The organism is Pseudonocardia sp. EC080619-01, assembly GCF_001420995.1.
In the GTDB taxonomy this organism is placed as follows: domain Bacteria; phylum Actinomycetota; class Actinomycetes; order Mycobacteriales; family Pseudonocardiaceae; genus Pseudonocardia.
Map to the genome: position 1 here is coordinate 481,304 of NZ_CP012184.1, position 14,075 is coordinate 495,378.

General features: G+C 73.8%; 19 protein-coding genes. 16 read left to right on the forward strand and 3 right to left on the reverse strand.

Going from position 1 to position 14,075, the window contains the following annotated elements:
• The first annotated feature begins 2 nt into the window (after positions 1 to 2).
• From AD017_RS02200 to AD017_RS02265, 14 genes are all read left to right on the forward strand, one after another.
• Entirely contained in the window at positions 3 to 392 is a 390-nt protein-coding gene (locus AD017_RS02200) for a hypothetical protein (RefSeq protein WP_227012638.1), read from the forward strand.
• Between the two features lie 20 nt (positions 393 to 412).
• Positions 413 to 757: a hypothetical protein gene (locus AD017_RS02205; protein ID WP_033200386.1), complete on the forward strand. Its 345-nt coding sequence runs from the start codon at positions 413 to 415 to the stop codon at positions 755 to 757.
• Complete coding sequence (locus AD017_RS02210) at positions 754 to 933, forward strand: hypothetical protein (RefSeq protein ID WP_060572567.1); 180 nt, start codon at positions 754 to 756, stop codon at positions 931 to 933. Before AD017_RS02205 ends, AD017_RS02210 begins: the two co-directional genes overlap by 4 nt.
• A complete protein-coding gene (locus tag AD017_RS02215; RefSeq protein WP_060572568.1) occupies positions 930 to 1,304 on the forward strand; it encodes a hypothetical protein in 375 nt (124 codons plus the stop codon). The genes AD017_RS02210 and AD017_RS02215 overlap by 4 nt, the downstream gene beginning before the upstream one ends.
• 38 nt (positions 1,305 to 1,342) lie before the next feature.
• Positions 1,343 to 1,894 carry a DUF6286 domain-containing protein gene (locus AD017_RS02220; protein WP_010240047.1) on the forward strand — a complete coding sequence of 184 codons (552 nt, stop codon included), beginning with the start codon at positions 1,343 to 1,345 and terminating at the stop codon, positions 1,892 to 1,894.
• Position 1,895: 1 nt separating this feature from the next.
• Entirely contained in the window at positions 1,896 to 2,603 is a 708-nt protein-coding gene (locus AD017_RS02225) for a hypothetical protein (RefSeq protein ID WP_010240045.1), read from the forward strand.
• A gap of 68 nt (positions 2,604 to 2,671) precedes the next feature.
• The gene (locus AD017_RS02230) at positions 2,672 to 3,424 is read left to right on the forward strand and encodes a 3-hydroxybutyrate dehydrogenase (protein WP_060572570.1); all 753 of its coding nucleotides are present in this window, start codon (positions 2,672 to 2,674) and stop codon (positions 3,422 to 3,424) included.
• Positions 3,425 to 3,497: 73 nt separating this feature from the next.
• Positions 3,498 to 5,153 (forward strand): alpha/beta fold hydrolase, encoded by a 1,656-nt coding sequence (locus AD017_RS02235; RefSeq protein WP_060572573.1) that lies wholly within the window; start codon positions 3,498 to 3,500, stop codon positions 5,151 to 5,153.
• 407 nt (positions 5,154 to 5,560) lie between these two features.
• The gene (locus AD017_RS02240; protein WP_010240331.1) at positions 5,561 to 6,244 is read left to right on the forward strand and encodes an ABC transporter permease; all 684 of its coding nucleotides are present in this window, start codon (positions 5,561 to 5,563) and stop codon (positions 6,242 to 6,244) included.
• The gene (locus AD017_RS02245) at positions 6,237 to 7,310 is read left to right on the forward strand and encodes an ABC transporter ATP-binding protein (RefSeq protein WP_369821658.1); all 1,074 of its coding nucleotides are present in this window, start codon (positions 6,237 to 6,239) and stop codon (positions 7,308 to 7,310) included. Before AD017_RS02240 ends, AD017_RS02245 begins: the two co-directional genes overlap by 8 nt.
• A complete protein-coding gene (locus AD017_RS02250; RefSeq protein ID WP_060572575.1) occupies positions 7,307 to 8,098 on the forward strand; it encodes an ABC transporter permease in 792 nt (263 codons plus the stop codon). Before AD017_RS02245 ends, AD017_RS02250 begins: the two co-directional genes overlap by 4 nt.
• 62 nt (positions 8,099 to 8,160) lie before the next feature.
• Positions 8,161 to 9,132, forward strand: coding sequence for a glycine betaine ABC transporter substrate-binding protein (locus tag AD017_RS02255; RefSeq protein WP_029239897.1), 972 nt, complete (start codon positions 8,161 to 8,163; stop codon positions 9,130 to 9,132).
• 158 nt (positions 9,133 to 9,290) lie between these two features.
• Entirely contained in the window at positions 9,291 to 10,262 is a 972-nt protein-coding gene (locus AD017_RS02260) for a glycine betaine ABC transporter substrate-binding protein (RefSeq protein WP_010240340.1), read from the forward strand.
• A 2-nt stretch (positions 10,263 to 10,264) separates the two neighbouring features.
• Complete coding sequence (locus AD017_RS02265; protein ID WP_060572576.1) at positions 10,265 to 11,245, forward strand: DNA polymerase domain-containing protein; 981 nt, start codon at positions 10,265 to 10,267, stop codon at positions 11,243 to 11,245.
• Between the two features lie 6 nt (positions 11,246 to 11,251).
• Here the strand turns inward: AD017_RS02265 and AD017_RS02270 are convergent, their stop codons facing one another.
• Together AD017_RS02270 and ligD are read right to left on the reverse strand one after the other, a co-directional pair.
• Positions 11,252 to 11,443 (reverse strand): hypothetical protein, encoded by a 192-nt coding sequence (locus tag AD017_RS02270; protein WP_010240344.1) that lies wholly within the window; start codon positions 11,441 to 11,443, stop codon positions 11,252 to 11,254.
• A 31-nt stretch (positions 11,444 to 11,474) separates the two neighbouring features.
• Positions 11,475 to 12,482 carry a non-homologous end-joining DNA ligase gene (gene ligD / locus AD017_RS02275; protein WP_060576189.1) on the reverse strand — a complete coding sequence of 336 codons (1,008 nt, stop codon included), beginning with the start codon at positions 12,480 to 12,482 and terminating at the stop codon, positions 11,475 to 11,477.
• Between the two features lie 61 nt (positions 12,483 to 12,543).
• Here ligD and AD017_RS02280 point away from each other — a divergent pair, with 61 nt between their 5' ends.
• Together AD017_RS02280 and msrB are read left to right on the forward strand one after the other, a co-directional pair.
• Positions 12,544 to 12,825 carry a hypothetical protein gene (locus AD017_RS02280; protein ID WP_010240383.1) on the forward strand — a complete coding sequence of 94 codons (282 nt, stop codon included), beginning with the start codon at positions 12,544 to 12,546 and terminating at the stop codon, positions 12,823 to 12,825.
• A gap of 33 nt (positions 12,826 to 12,858) precedes the next feature.
• Positions 12,859 to 13,305 carry a peptide-methionine (R)-S-oxide reductase MsrB gene (gene msrB / locus AD017_RS02285; RefSeq protein WP_010240384.1) on the forward strand — a complete coding sequence of 149 codons (447 nt, stop codon included), beginning with the start codon at positions 12,859 to 12,861 and terminating at the stop codon, positions 13,303 to 13,305.
• Positions 13,306 to 13,365: 60 nt separating this feature from the next.
• On the opposite strand, the gene hemQ is transcribed toward msrB, so the two are convergent.
• The gene (gene hemQ, locus AD017_RS02290; RefSeq protein ID WP_010240385.1) at positions 13,366 to 14,061 is read right to left on the reverse strand and encodes a hydrogen peroxide-dependent heme synthase; all 696 of its coding nucleotides are present in this window, start codon (positions 14,059 to 14,061) and stop codon (positions 13,366 to 13,368) included.
• Between the last annotated feature and the right edge of the window lie 14 nt (positions 14,062 to 14,075).

The following is a 14,075-nucleotide window of genomic DNA, read 5'->3' on the forward strand; positions in this document are numbered from 1 at the left end:
CCGTGCCGGACCCCTCCCCCGAGTCCCCCGCCGCGGTCGTCACCGGGTCGCCCGGTGCCGCCGCGGTCGCGGCCGAGGCGGAGCGCGACCCGGACCCGGCCACGCTCGCCGAGCTGGTCGCCGGGGCGGTCACCGCGCACCCGTCGGTGGTCCGGCTCGACGGCGGCGTCTTCGGCGCCGTCGCGACCTGGCTGCCGGGGCGCCGGCTGGTCGGGGTACACGTCGGCGGACCGGGCGAGCCGGTGGAGATCGGTGTGGTGCTGAACCTCGACCGGCCGATCCCGGCTACCGTCGCCGCTCTGCGCCGCACCGTCGCACCGCTCGTCGGCGGGGCGCCGATCGACGTCACGGTCTCCGACGTGGAGATCCCCGGCGGAGGCGGCACCGCATGACGCAGCAAGTGGAGGTACGGATGGACGGTCGGGACGCCCGCGGCGGGCTCACGCCCTCGGAACGCGCCGCGTACCGGTCGTTCGTCCGCACCCACCACCCCGACCGCGGCGGTGACCCCGAGGTCTTCCGGGCCGGGCTGGCCCGGTTCCGTGCGCTGGCCGGGCAGCCCCCCGGCGAGCGCGACGGCGGCCACGCCGCGGCCGGCGACGACAGCCGCTACGACCGTCCGATCGAGATCGTCCCGGACCTGCCCCTGCCGACCCGGGTCCTGGTCGCGCTCATCCGCACCGTCCGCCGCCAGAGGCGGACCCGGGTCGACCGTCCCGGCCGGCCCGACAACGACACCTCTCGGAGGTTTCCATGAACGCCACCCAGACCGGCCTGCTGGCAGGTCTCCTGCTGGGCATCGCCGGCACGACCGGCGGGTTCCTGTTCTTCGTCCTCACACTCGTCCTCGGTGCGATCGGCCTGGTCGTCGGGCGGGTGCTCGACGGTGAGCTGGACGTCAGCGGCGTCCTCGGCCGGGGCCGCGACCGGTGACCGCCCTCGCCGAGCCGGACGAACGCGGCTCCCTCGACGTCGACCCGTCGGTCCTCCGCAAGATCGTCGAGTACGCCGCCGACACCGCGCCCGCCACCCGGCACCGCACCCGGCGGGTCGCCGGCCTCGGCGTCGGCGAGTCCGGGCCGAGCGCCCGGGTGACCGCACGGACCGGCGACGAGATCGACGTCCGGCTCTGGCTGACCCTCGTCTACCCCGGCCCCGTCCGGGCGGCCGTCGCCCAGGTCCGCGAGCGGATCGCCGCCGACCTGCTGCGGATGACCGGGCACCGGCTCCACCGCTTCACCGTCGAGATCGGTGCCCTGCAGTCCGACCGGTCCGCCTCGCCGGAGACCGCCCGGGTGCAGTGACCGCGCCCCCGACCCACCAGAAAGGCAGGTGACACGCGATGCGTGTCCTGCTCCGCGTCCTCGCGCCGCTGGTCAGCCTGGCCGTCGCCGCACTCGGCGCACTGATCGTCACCGAGGCCGTCGCCGCCTGGGTGGACCCCGGGTCCGGCGCCGGCCTGCTCGTCCCCTGGCGGGACTGGTGGGCGACCGGCACGGCCACCCTCTGGACGGCCGCGCCGGTGCTCTGGATCGCGGTCGCCGCGATCGTCGTCGGTGTGGTGCTGCTGGTCGTCGGGCTGCTCGCCCGCCGGCACGACGTGGCCCTCACCTCGCCCTCGCCGGGGCTGACCGTCGCGACCGCACCGCGGGTGCTGGCCCGCCTGGTCGGCAGCCGGGTGCGCGCCCTCGACCCGGTCACCGGGGCCACGGTCACCGCGTCGGCGACGTCGGTGGTCGTCCGGGCCGGCGGCCGGGGCGACGCCGGCGAGCTCCGGTCCGAGGCCGACACGGCCGCGAAGGGTGTGCTCGACGCACTGCCGCTGGCCCGCAGGCCCCGGCTGAGCGTGCGCACCGCGCCGGACCGTCCGGCCTCGACGAAGGGAGTGCACTGAGATGGCCGCCGACACCACCCCGGCGCCGACGACCGGTGGCCCCCAGCCGTCGGACGCCGGCACCCGTCCGGTCGCCCCGGGCAACCCGCGCCGCGCCGCGAAGGACGCCCGCAGGGCGCAGTACCGCTCGGCGGGCGGCGCCCGGTGGGGGCTCACCCTGCTCGGCCTCGTGCTGCTGGCGGCGGGCGTCCTGACCGTCCTGCTCGTCAACGGGGTGTTCGGGGAGAACCGGCCGCAGCGGCCGGTGTTCGACCCGCTCGTCGAGCAGTTCCTGCTGGCGAACGTCACCGCGGTCCGGGCCGTCACGATCGTCGTGGGCCTGCTGCTGCTCGTGCTCGGGCTGCTGTGGACCGCGCGGTCGCTGCGCCCCGAGACCCGTCCGGACCTGGTCCTCGACGGGGGCGAGGGCACCCGGATCCGGATCAGCTCCTCCGCGGCGGCCGACGCGGTCGCCGACGGCGCCGACGCGCTCCCCGGCGTCACCCGGGCCCGCGCCCGGATGGTCGGCAGCGCCGCCCGCCCCGCGGTGCGGGCGACCGTGTGGGTCGACGAGGACGTCGCCGACACCGAGGTCGCCGAGATCTGCCGCCGGCTCGACGCCGAGGTCCTGCCTCAGGTGCGCGACGCGCTCGGCCTGGCCGACCTCCCCGTCGCCGTCCGGCTGGAGCTCGACTCGGCCCGCCGGGACTCCGGCCCGCGGGTGTCCTGACCGGTCCGGCGCACCGGCGTGATCCGCTTCACAGCGGGCGGGTCCGCCGGTCGCCGTACGGTCGGGCCATGAGCGCACTGCTGGACGGCACGACGGCTCTGGTCACCGGCGCGGGCAGCGGGATCGGGGCCGCCGTGGCCCGTCGCCTGGTCGCCGACGGCGCCACCGTGCACGCGGTCGACCTCGACGCCGCGAAGCTGGAGCAGCTGGCCGCCGGGGGCGACCGGATCATCCCGCACACCTACGACCTGTCCGACCTCGACGCCGTGGAGGAGCTCCCCCGCGACATCGACGTCCTGGTCAACAACGCCGGCCGCCAGCACGTCTCCCGGCTGGAGGAGTTCGATCCCGACACGTTCTCGGCGATCCTGCGGCTGATGCTCGAGTCGCCGTTCCGGCTGATCCGGCGGTCGCTGCCGCACATGTACGCCCGCGGCTGGGGCCGGGTCGTCAACATCTCCAGCGCGCACGGGCTGCGCGCCTCGCCGTACAAGTCGGCCTACGTCTCGGCCAAGCACGGCCTCGAGGGCCTGTCCAAGGTGACCGCGCTGGAGGGCGCCGAGCACGGTGTCACCAGCAACTGCATCAACCCGGCCTACGTCCGCACCCCGCTGGTCGAGAAGCAGATCGCCGACCAGGCCCGCACGCACGGGATCTCCGAGGACGAGGTCGTCGAGAAGATCATGCTGACGCCGGTGGCGGTGAAGCGGCTGATCGAGCCCGCGGAGACCGCCGAGCTGGCGGCGCTGCTGTGGGGCCCGGCATCGGCCTCGATCACCGGCTCCTCGCTGAGCCAGGACGGCGGCTGGACCGCCCGCTGACCCGGCTCACCCGAGCCTCACCACCCGCCGGGCAGACTCTCCACGGCGCGACGACGAGATCGGGGGACTCCGGGTGGGGCACGAGCAGGACGGCCGTCGCCCGCCGGGCGACCCCGGTCACCGGCGGCCCGCGGGCGGCACCGGCCTCGCCGGGCTCGTCCTCTTGCTGGCGCTGGCGCTGCTCGCCGGCTGCGCGGTCGGCCCGTCCCAGCGCCCGCCGGTCGCCGTCCGCGGCGAGCTGCTGCCCGCCACTCCCCCGCCCGCGGCCGCCGGGCCGCCCGGTGACCCGAACCTGCTGCCCGGGACCGAGCCGCTGCGTGCCGGGCCCACCTTCACCGACTGCACGGCCGCGGTCCTCGGGGAGCAGGCGGCGTCCGGCACCCCGGTCCCGGCCGGGCGCGCGCTGGCGGCCGGCTGCAGCAGGCTCACCGTCCCCGCGGACCGGGACCGGCCGGACCTCGGCCCCACCCGGCTCGGCCTGACCCGGGTGACCACGCCCGGCGCCCCCGCCGACCTGCCCGTGCTCGTCGTGCTCGGCGACACCGGCGTCGACGGATCCTCGGGTGCCGCTGCCACGCTGGCCGCGCGGCTCCCGGATGAGGTGCTGACGCGCTACCAGGTGATCGGGATGGACCGCCGGGGTTCCGGCGAGGACCTGCTGGACTGCGCGCCGGCCGACGCCCGCACCGCCCTGCTCGACGCCGGCCCCGACCGGCGCGACGAGCGGGCGATGACCGCCCTGCTGGAGCGCTCCCGCTCGATCGTCCAGGACTGCTACCTGCTCCTGTCCGGCACGCTGACCAGCTACCGGGCCGACAGCTCCGCCGACGACGTCGAGTCGCTGCGCGGCGCGCTCGGGCTCGCCCGGCTGAACGTCGTCGGCGTCGGTGACGGCGCCGACGCGGTCGCCGACTGGGCCGCCCGGCACCCGGACGCGGTGGGCCGCGTCGTCCTCGACGGCCCCGGCGACCCGACCCTCGACGACCCGGTGCGCACCGAGACCACCACCGGTGCCGCGGAGGCCGCGTTCGACGCCTTCGCGACGGCCTGCCTCGCGGGCGCGGACTGTCCGCTCGGCCCGGACCCGCGGGCCACCGTGCGGGGGCTGGTCGACCGGCTCTCGCGCGTCGCCCTCCCCGTCGGCGACGGCGACGCCGTCACCGCGGGCGCGACCGTGCGGGCGATCCGCTCGGCACTGTCCCAGCCGTCGCGCTGGCCGGAGCTGCAGTCCGCGCTGGCCGCCGCCGACGGCGGTGACGCCACCGGTCTGGACCGGATCCTGCGGGCCGGCGCGAGCGCACCGGCCGGGCCGCTCGGGCGCTTCGACGCCGCGCTCGCCACCAGCTGCAACGACAGCCGGGTCCGGGTCACCCCTGGCGAGGGCGCCGACCTGGCCGGGCAGTGGGCCGGCCGGTTCCCGCTGTTCGGCGTCGCCGCGGCCCAGGAGCTGGTCGCCTGCGGGCCGTGGCCGCCCGGTGGGTCGGCCGCTCCGGCGGCGCCGCGCACCGGCACCCTGCCGCCGGTCGTCGTGCTGGGCACCGCGCAGGACCCGCGGGCCCCGCAGAGCGGCGCCGAGCGCACCGCCGAGCAGCTCGGCGACGGCCGGGTGGTGCGCTGGGAGGGCGCGGGCACCGGCGCCTATCCCCGCACCCCGTGCGTGACCGCGGTCGTCGACCGTGCCCTCCTCGACGGGCACGCCCCGGCCGAACCGGTCGTCTGTCCGCCGTAACCGCGTGCACCGGACGGGGTACCCCGCGTGGCCGAGCGGTGCGACGAACCCGACACCGAAGGTCACAATTACGTATCCGCCGTTTTCCGGCGCGGTTGCGGACGGAACCGTCACGGTGCCGACGACCTGCGGCGACAGTTCCACGAAACGTTTCTCGAAACGGTCACCGTGACATCACCGAGACGCTCGTTCGGCTTACCCGGCTCCCCTGTTCCGGCTAGGCTCCCTCCGGCGACGGGTCATCGCAGGTCGTACCGGGGGCAGCCAGTGCGGTCCGATCTCGGCCGCCACGTTCGGACGGTGTAACGCCGGTGGCCCTCACCGGCGAACGTTCCGACGAACGGTGCAGTGCGAACCGGTCGGCCTGAGCCGCTCGGCGGAGGTCGGAACCGGGCGGAAGGAGCACGGTGGATTTCTTCACCTACGTCGGATCACAACTGAACCAGTTGGTGTTCTACGGCCAGCAGCACTTTCTGCTGGTCGCCATTGCCGTCGGAATCGCCGCCGTCTTCGCCCTCCTCGCGGGGATGGTGCTCCACACGAACCGGCTGACCCCGGACAGCTGGAGCAAGCCGATGCGGGTCGGGACGCGGGAGGGCCTGCTGATCGTGAGCTCGGCGGCGCTGACCGTGCCGTCTCTGGCGCTGTTCGGCCTGCTGCAGCCGGTGCTCGGGCTCGGTGCGACGCCGTCGCTGACCGCACTCACCATCTACGCCGTCTACCCGATCCTGCGCAACGTCGTCGCCGGGCTCTCCTCGGTCGACGACGCGGTGCTCGAGTCCGCCCGCGGGATGGGCATGGGCCCGGTCCGCCGGATGCTGTCCATCCAGCTCCCGCTGGCCTGGCCGGTCATCCTGTCCGGCATCCGGGTCGCCGTCCTGATCATCATCGGGATCGCGGTCGTCGCCGGCGCCATCAACGGCCCCGGGTTCGGCTCCTCGCTGCTCCTGGGCCTGCAGCGGCTGGGCTCGGTCAACTCCTTCAACCAGGTTCTGGCGGCCACGCTCGGCTGCCTCGTCGTGGCTGCCGTCTACGAACTCGTGTTCTGGCTCGTGCAGCGTTTCACCACCCCGAGGGGGATCCGTGTCTGATTCCGGCAAGCCGATGATCGCCCTCGAAGGCATCAGCAAGACCTACCCGAAGGCGACCGCCCCGGCCGTCCAGGAGCTCAACCTCGAGGTCCCCGAGGGGACCATCTCGATGTTCATCGGACCGTCCGGCTGCGGCAAGACGACCACGCTGAAGATGATGAACCGGCTGATCGAGCCGACGACCGGCCGGATCATGCTCGACGGCGAGGACGTCACCGCGGTGAACGCCGACGAGCTCCGCCGCCGGATCGGCTACGTCATCCAGCAGGTGGGCCTGTTCCCGCACTTCACCATCGGCGACAACATCGCCGTCGTCCCGAAGATCCTCGGCTGGGACAGGAACCGGATCACCGCCCGGGTCGACGAGCTGCTCCACCTGGTCGGCATGGAGCCGAAGGACTACCGCGACCGCTACCCGCGCCAGCTGTCCGGCGGGCAGCAGCAGCGCGTCGGCGTCGCCCGCGGCCTGGCCGCCGACCCGTCGGTGATGCTGATGGACGAGCCGTTCGGGGCGATCGACCCGATCACCCGTGAGCGGATCCAGGGCGAGTTCCTGGAGCTGCAGAAGCAGATCGCGAAGACGATCTGCTTCGTCACCCACGACCTGTCCGAGGCGGTGAAGCTGGGTGACCGGATCGCCGTGTTCGGCCCCGGCGGGACGCTGCAGCAGTACGACACCCCGGACAACGTCCTCACCCATCCCGCGAACGACTTCGTCGCCGAGTTCGTCGGCTCGGGCGCCGCGGTACGGCGGCTGTCACTGCTCGAGCTGTCCCGGCTCGAGCTGCAGCCGGTCGGGCTGGACGGCACCGGCGAGCGGAACGGCGCACCGACCTACGAGGCCGACGCCGAGGGCAGGCCGTCGCGCTGGGCCTACCTGCCGGGCACCGAGATGATGCCGAAGATGGTCACCGTCCCGCACTCCGGAACGGTCTACGACGCCGTCGACGTCATGCTCGACTCGCAGACCGAGCTGGTCGGTGTGGTCGACGACGAGCAGAAGCTGCAGGGCGCCCTGTGGTGGAAGGACCTCGTCGAGGGCCTGAAGACCAAGGGGCAGGCGTGAGCGCCCCGGCCGCGGAGGCCGCGAGCGGCACCGCCGTCGCCGACGCACCGCGCCGGCAGCGGGCGAAGCTCGACAAGTCGCTCATCGCGAACCCGCTGATCGCGCTCGTCGGCCTGGTCGGGGTGTTCGCCTACGCGGGCAGCCAGGGCCTCGACGCCGTCGAGCAGTCGGTGATCAACCCGGCGGCGCTGGCCGTGCGGCTCTGGGAACACATGATCCTCACCGGGCTCTCGACCCTGGTGGTCATCGTGATCGCGATCCCGGCCGGGATCGCGATCAGCCGGCCGGCCGCGGGCCGGATCCAGCGCCCGGTGCTCGCGGGCGCCGGGTTCATGCAGGCGCTGCCCGCGTTCGGTGTGATCGTGCTGCTGGCGTTCTCGCCGCTCGGGCTGGGCCTGCCCACCGCGGTCGTCGCGCTCGCGCTGGCCGCGCTGCTGCCGGTGCTGACCAACACCGTCGTCGGCCTCCAGCAGGTCGACCGCTCGCTGATCGAGGCGGCGCGCGGGATCGGGATGTCGGCCCGGCAGACCCTGATCCGGGTCGAGCTCCCGCTGGCCACGCCGGTCATGGTCGCCGGCGTCCGGGTCGCGCTCGTGCTGAACGTCGGCACCGCCGCACTGGCCACCTTCATCGGCGCCGGCGGTCTCGGCGAGCCGATCAAGGGCATGCTCGAGCTCGGCAGGCCGACCGGGACCCTGGTCGCCGCCGCCATCGTCGCCGCCCTGGCCCTGATCGTGGACTGGCTGGCCGGTCTCGCCGAGTACGCGGTCCGCCGCAACTCCGGCTGACGACGCCCGCCCACCCCGTTCCACCACTCGACGTCCCGCACCACCGCTTTCCTGGAGGACACGTGAGATTCGGACGATCCCGGCGCATCGCCATGACGGCGATGGCCGCCGTCACCGCGCTGACCCTCGCGGGCTGTGGCGGCCTCGACGCCAGCGGGCCATCGGCCTCCGGCGGGTCGCTGGCCGAGGCCGGCAACCTGGAGGGCGTCAACTACATCGTCGGTGGCAAGAACTTCGACGAGCAGCTGGTGCTCTGCGAGATCACCGTCGCCGCGCTGGAGTCGGTCGGCGGCAACGTCACCCCGCGCTGCAACCTCGGCGGCACCGACGTCGCGCGGCAGGCCCTGCTGTCCGGCGACATCAACATCTACTGGGACTACACCGGCACCGCGTGGGCCTCCTTCTTCAAGGAGACCCAGCGCATCCCGGACGACAACGAGCTCTACCGCCTCGTCTCCGAGCGTGACCTGCAGGAGAACCAGCTCGTGTGGCTGGACAAGGCGAACTTCAACAACACCTACGCCTTCGCGGTGAACGGTGAGAAGGCGCAGCAGGAGAACCTGAACACGCTGTCCGACATGGCCGCGTACATCAACGCGGGCAAGCCGGGCAAGGTCTGCGTGGAGACCGAGTACAACTCCCGCGACGACGGCCTGCGCGGCCTGCAGCAGACCTACGGTTTCCAGGTCGGCGGTGACCGGCTCGACGTGCTCGCCACCGGCGCCATCTACCAGGCCACCACGGACGGCGACTGCATGTTCGGCCTGGTGTTCACCACCGACGGCCGCATCCCCGGTCTCGGCCTGAAGGTCCTCGACGACGACAAGAAGTACCACGTCACCTACAACGCGGCCCCGATCGTCCGCGAGGAGACCTACAACCAGAACCAGGCGATCCGCCAGGTCATGGCGCCGATCGCGGCCGCCCTCGACTACCAGACCATGCTGAGCCTCAACGGCAAGGTCTCCTCGGAGGGTCAGGACGCCCGCACGGTCGCCCGTGACTGGCTGACCGAGAAGGGCTTCACCGGCTGATCGACCGGTGCCCCCGCACGGCGGCCCCGCATCCCGGCTCCCGGGGTGCGGGGCCGCCGCGCATACCGGCCCGGTCACGGCGCCGGGCGGGTCGTTGCACGGCGCGGGGATTCGTGGTCGGCTGAACCCTCCAGCCCTGCGACCTCGAAAGACACGTCGTGATCAGCTCCCCCCGGCGGGCCGCACCGCGTGCCGCCGTCCTGCTCGCCGCCGTCCTGCTGCTCGCCGGGTGCGGTGGTCTGTCCGCGTCCGGCCCGCACGCGTCGGCCGGGTCGCTCGCCGAGCAGGTGGACCTCTCCGGCCAGACCTACGTCGTCGGGTCGAAGAACTTCGACGAGCAGCAGGTGCTGTGCCAGATCTCGATCGCGGCGCTCGAGTCGGTCGGGGCCGCGGTCACCGACCGGTGCAACGTCGGCGGGTCCGACGTCACCCGGCAGGCACTGGTCCACGGCGACATCTCGACCTACTGGGAGTACACCGGCACCGCGTGGGCGTCGTTCCTGACCGAGACCCGCAAGCTCCCCGACGACGAGGTGCTCCGCGAGCTGCGCGAGCGCGACCGGGCCGAGAACGGCGTCGTCTGGCTGGACCGGGCCGGGTTCGACAACACCTACGCATTCGTCGTCGACGGCACCACGGCCGCCCGGCTGCACCTGGACTCGATCAGCGACATGGCCGCCTACCTCCGCTCCGGCCAGCCGGGGTCGGTGTGCGTGGAGACCGAGTACAACTCCCGTGCCGACGGTCTGCGCGGGCTGCAGCAGGCCTACGACATGGAGATCCCCCGCGACCGCACCGAGGTCGTCGAACAGGGGCTGATCTTCCAGTCCACCGCGGACGGCGTCTGCCTGTTCGGCGAGGTCGCCGCCACCGACGGCCGCATCCCCGGACTCGGCCTGAAGGTCCTCGACGACGACCGCGGCTACCACATCACCTACAGCGCGGTCCCGACGATCCGCCAGGACGTGTTCGACCGGGCGCCGCAGGTGGCCGAGGTGTTCGCACCGATCGCCGCCGCGCTGGACCAGCCGACGATCCAGCGCCTCAACGGACGTGTCTCGGCCGGTGGCGAGAGCCCGCGGGACGTGGCACGCGCCTGGCTGACCCAGCGCGGCTTCATCGGGGGGTAGGCATGGCACGAGGGCAGGGCCGCGACGACGGCGAGACCCGCGACGGGGTCGCGCTCACCAGTCTCGACGGCGAGGTGTTCGACGGCGCGGGCGTCACCAAGCGGGCGCTCGTCGACCATCTCGACGCCGTCGCGGACCGGATGCTCCCGGGACTCGACGGCCGGGCGCTGACGGTGGTCCGCGCCCGTCCCGGGCAGGCCCCGTTCATGCAGAAGAACATCCCGCGCGGGGCGCCCTCGTGGATCCCGACGCTGGACGTGTGGGCGGAGACCTCGCAGCGGACCGTGCACTACCCGCTGTGCACCGACCGGCGGACGCTGCTGTGGTTCGGCAACCAGCGGGCGATCGAGTACCACCCGACCCTGGTGCCGCACGGCGGGACACGGGCCGGCGAGCTCGTCGTCGACCTGGACCCGCCGCCGGACGGCGGCTTCGACCGGGTCGTCGCGGCCGCCCGGCTCGTCCGCTCGGCGCTGGCCGAGCTCGGCGCGGACGCGGCGGTGAAGACCAGCGGGGCGAAGGGGCTGCACCTGGTCGTGCCGCTGGCCGCGCCGCTCGGCATCGACGACGCGTTCGCCGTCACCCGCGCCGTCTGCGCCCGCGCCGCCGCCCTGGGGCCCGACGTGGCGACGACCGCCTTCATCAAGGAGGACCGCGGCGGCCGGGTGTTCCTCGACCCCACCCGGGCAGGCGGCGCGACGCTGGTGGCCGCCTACAGCCCGCGGGCGCGGCCGGGGCTGCCGGTGTCGTTCCCGGTCGCGTGGGACGACCTCGGCGCCGTCACGCCGTCGGACTTCACCGTCACGACGACGGCCGGGCTGCTCGGGGACACCGACCCGTGGCGGACGCTGCGGCCCCCACCCGCGGTGCTGCCGGACGGGCTCGTCGAGGAGGGCCGGGCCATCCCGGTCCCCCGGGTGCAGGCGATGCACGAGGGGAAGCGGCGCAAGCGCGCCCGGGAGCGCGGCACGGACCCGGGCTGAGACCCGTCAGGCGTCGGCCGGCGGGATCCGGCGGTAGATCCAGCGGTCGTCGTCGTGGTGCGGGCCGATCAGGGCGTACGACGCCGGGTCGCCGCCGGGGTCGGCGAGCTCGATCGTGCGGGGCGGGCGGCCGTCCGGACCGGGATCGATGCGTACCCGCTCCCCGGCGTGCGGGCCGTCGTCCAGGTACGCGTACACGAACCGGGATTCTGCCACCGACGGACGGGGTTCAGTCCTTCTGGCGGGCCCGGCTCGGCTGCACCCGCATCGGCTCGCCGGGCATCTTCGGGTACTCCGGCGGGTAGGGCATCTCCGCCACTCCGAGCTCGATCTCGTCCTCGGCGAACCACTCCAGCGCCGTGTCGCAGCCGCCGCGCTCGGCGTCCATGTGCTCGTGCGGGTCCCCGTACCGTTCCAGCAGGCCCGGGACGGTGCGCAGGGTGAACTCCGCCGGATCGACCGCGCCCACCGCGTCCCAGGTCAGCGGCATCGACACGGTCGCGCCGGGCAGCCCGCGCACCGACCAGGCCGACGCGATGGTGCGGTCCCGCGCGGCCTGGTTGAAGTCGAGGAACACGCGCTCGCCGCGTTCCTCCTTCCACCAGTCGACGGTGGCCCGCTCCGGGATGCGGCGGCACACGCGGCGGGCGATCGCGATGACCGCGCGGCGCACCTGGACGAAGTCCCACTCCGGCCGGACGGGGCAGAACACGTGCAGGCCGCGGCCACCGGACGTCTTCGGCCAGCCGGTCAGGCCGGCCTCGGCGAGCACGTCGCGCAGCACGAGTGCGACGGCGGCGGCATCGGCGAAGTCCGTCCCCGGCTGCGGGTCGAGGTCGATCCGCAGCTCGTCGGGGTGGTCGGTGTCCGGGCAGCGGACCGGCCAGGGGTGGAAGTCGAGGGTGTTGAGGTTGGCCGCCCACGCGATCGTCGCGGGCTCGGTGACGGCCACCGAGTCGGCCTTCCGGCCGCTGGGGAAGGTCACCGTGCAGGTGCGGACCCAGTCGGGGGCGCCCTTCGGGACGCGCTTGACGAAGAACGGCTCGCCCTCGGCGCCGTCGTTGAACCGCTTGAGGTTCGTCGGGCGGTCCCGCAGCGCGCGGGCCATCGGCACGCCGACGGCGAGGTAGTACTCGACCACCTCGCGCTTGGTGATGCCCAGCTTCGGGAACGCGACCTTGTCCGGGCTGGTCAGGCGGACGTCGCGGGGCCCGTCCGGCCCCTCCACCCGCAGCATCACGACCTCACGGCTCGCCACACCGGGGAACCTACCGCGGGTGCGCCACTATCGTGAGCACATGAGTGCTGACCGGTCGCCCCGGTTCGACGACGATCTCGTCGGTCTGGACCCCGACGACCCCGAGGCCCGTGCGTTCGCCGCGCACCTCGACCGGATGCAGCGGGTCCCGTCGTGTTCGGTGGAGGGCTACATCCGCGGCGTCGGTGACTTCGCGGAATCGGCGAACCGGCTGCGCGGCCCGCGGCGGACGGCCGCCGTCGCCGCCGTGGTGCTCCTGCTCCTGTTCGCGGCGTGGGTGGTCGCGAACGCGATGGTCTTCGTCGTCACCACCTGGATCTGAGCCGCGCGTCCCGGAACGGGTTAGCGTGGGCGCATGGGTCTGTTCAGCAGCAAGACCGGCTCCTCCGACGCCGAGCCGGCGGCGAAGGTGCAGAAGACCGACGAGGAGTGGCGGGCCCAGCTGAGCCCGGCGGAGTACCAGGTGCTCCGTCAGGCCGGCACCGAGCGCCCGTTCACCGGGGAGTACACCGACGAGAAGCGCACCGGCGTCTACCGCTGCCGGGCGTGCGGGGCGGAGCTGTTCCGCAGCGAGACGAAGTTCGAGTCGCACTGCGGGTGGCCGTCGTTCTTCACGCCGCTGGCGGGCGACGCGGTCATCGAGCGCACCGACTCCACCCTCGGCATGACGCGCACCGAGGTGCTGTGCGCGACCTGCCACAGCCACCTGGGCCACGTGTTCGCCGGGGAGGGCTACGGCACCCCGACGGACCTGCGCTACTGCATCAACTCGGTCTCGCTCTCCCTGGAGCCGGCCGAGTAGGCGCCGCACCCGCGCACCGGTACGGATCCGGTGCGCGGTGCGGAGGCCCGGGCGCAGCGGTCAGGGCAGGGACGCGACCAGGTCGCCGACCTCGACCCGCGGGCCGGTGTAGAACGGGATCTCCTCGCGGACGTGCCGGCGGGCCTCGGTGCCCCGCAGGTGCCGCATGAGGTCGACGATCCGGTGCAGCTCGTCCGCCTCGAACGCGAGAATCCACTCGTAGTCGCCCAGCGCGAACGCGGGCACGGTGTTGGCGCGGACGTCCGGGTAGTCGCGGGCCTCCTTGCCGTGGTCGGCGAGCATCGTGCGGCGCTCCTGGTCCGGGAGCAGGTACCACTCGTAGGACCGGACGAAGGGGTACACGCAGACGTAGCGCTTGGGGTCCTCGCCCGCCATGAACGCCGGCACGTGGCTCTTGTTGAACTCCGCCGGACGGTGCAGCGCCGTCTGGCTCCAGACGGGCACCGAGGCGCGGCCGAGCGCCGTGGTGCGGCGCAGGTCGGCGTAGGCGGCCTGCAGCGACTCGATCTCCGAGGCGTGCCACCAGATCATGTAGTCCGCGTCGTGCCGGACGCCGGCGAGGTCGTAGACACCGCGGACGGTCACGTCCTTGTTGGCCAGGGAGTCCAGGTACTCGGTCGCCTGCCGGGCGGCCTCGGCACGGTCGTCGCCCAGCTTTCCGGGCTCCACCCGGAACACCGACCACATGGTGTAGCGGATGGTCTCGTTGATCGCTCTGGTGTCCACGCGGGCCATGGGGCGCATGCTAC

Bases quoted from the DNA above. Each gene is read 5' to 3' on its own strand.
- AD017_RS02225 (WP_010240045.1), top strand. From the start codon at position 1,896: ATGGCCGCCGACACCACCCCGGCGCCGACGACCGGTGGCCCCCAGCCG.
- AD017_RS02220 (WP_010240047.1), top strand. From the start codon at position 1,343: ATGCGTGTCCTGCTCCGCGTCCTCGCGCCGCTGGTCAGCCTGGCCGTC.
- ligD (WP_060576189.1), bottom strand. From the start codon at position 12,482: ATGCTGCGGGTGGAGGGGCCGGACGGGCCCCGCGACGTCCGCCTGACC.
- AD017_RS02205 (WP_033200386.1), top strand. From the start codon at position 413: ATGGACGGTCGGGACGCCCGCGGCGGGCTCACGCCCTCGGAACGCGCC.
- msrB (WP_010240384.1), top strand. From the start codon at position 12,859: ATGGGTCTGTTCAGCAGCAAGACCGGCTCCTCCGACGCCGAGCCGGCG.
- AD017_RS02230 (WP_060572570.1), top strand. From the start codon at position 2,672: ATGAGCGCACTGCTGGACGGCACGACGGCTCTGGTCACCGGCGCGGGC.
- hemQ (WP_010240385.1), bottom strand. From the start codon at position 14,061: ATGGCCCGCGTGGACACCAGAGCGATCAACGAGACCATCCGCTACACC.
- AD017_RS02265 (WP_060572576.1), top strand. From the start codon at position 10,265: ATGGCACGAGGGCAGGGCCGCGACGACGGCGAGACCCGCGACGGGGTC.
- AD017_RS02280 (WP_010240383.1), top strand. From the start codon at position 12,544: ATGAGTGCTGACCGGTCGCCCCGGTTCGACGACGATCTCGTCGGTCTG.
- AD017_RS02210 (WP_060572567.1), top strand. From the start codon at position 754: ATGAACGCCACCCAGACCGGCCTGCTGGCAGGTCTCCTGCTGGGCATC.